Source organism: Vibrio sp. 10N.222.52.B7 (assembly GCF_041474275.1).
In the GTDB taxonomy this organism is placed as follows: domain Bacteria; phylum Pseudomonadota; class Gammaproteobacteria; order Enterobacterales; family Vibrionaceae; genus Vibrio; species Vibrio crassostreae_C.
The window spans coordinates 1-674 of the sequence record NZ_JBFRTU010000279.1 but is presented as its reverse complement, the minus strand read 5'-3'; the positions used below and the strand labels follow the sequence as shown (position 1 = coordinate 674).

Below are 674 nucleotides of genomic sequence, written 5' to 3'. Positions count from 1 at the left end.
CCCAAGTCTCGCATATCAATCTTGCCTTCGTCTTTGCTGCGAGGCTTCAAGACTTGGCGAGTAATATCTTCAACCAAAGCGGCAAACTTAGCATCCTTACCTTTTACTGGTTGTGTCCCTTTAGCGACGGGCTGAGTAAACTTTTCCCCGGGCTTAAGTTTGCTACTCATCATCAGAACTTTTCTGAGCGCTAACTTATTTATTCCTTTTGTTATTTGAGCTAGAGATAAGCACTGAATGATGTCGCTACCACGCAGTGGGTGTCCATTGTAGGGACCAGTGACCACGAGACTCGCCAACATCTCATCATCAGACAGTTCGACCGCAACAGTGGCATTTCGAACTTCAGCAATCAAGATTCCTTCATAAGCTTCACCCTTACCTTCTTTAGCAAGAGTAACGAAACGCAACACCTCTTCTTCGAAAAGAAAATAGTTTGATGCATTCAAAGCTTCCAAGGTTGGTGGCAGCGTCTTGTTATCAAAGCTTGCGTCAACCACAATCCCGGTTGGCAGACATGCCATTACTTGTTGCTTGTCTTCCGACAATGTAACGATGTTATCCCACATTCGAATTGAGTATCCCTAATGACTCAGTTGTTATTCAGTCTATATAATTCATTCTGCGCTGAGTATCACATTATTAGAATAATCAGCGTCACATCACTTACTTTC

1 protein-coding gene is annotated in these 674 nt (G+C 43.3%); it reads right to left on the bottom strand.

Features of this window, described 5'->3' with window-relative positions:
• A partial coding sequence (locus AB4512_RS22835; protein ID WP_372175815.1) for a flagellar assembly protein A occupies positions 1-569 on the bottom strand: 569 nt, incomplete at its 3' end.
• Positions 570-674: the final 105 nt, after the last annotated feature.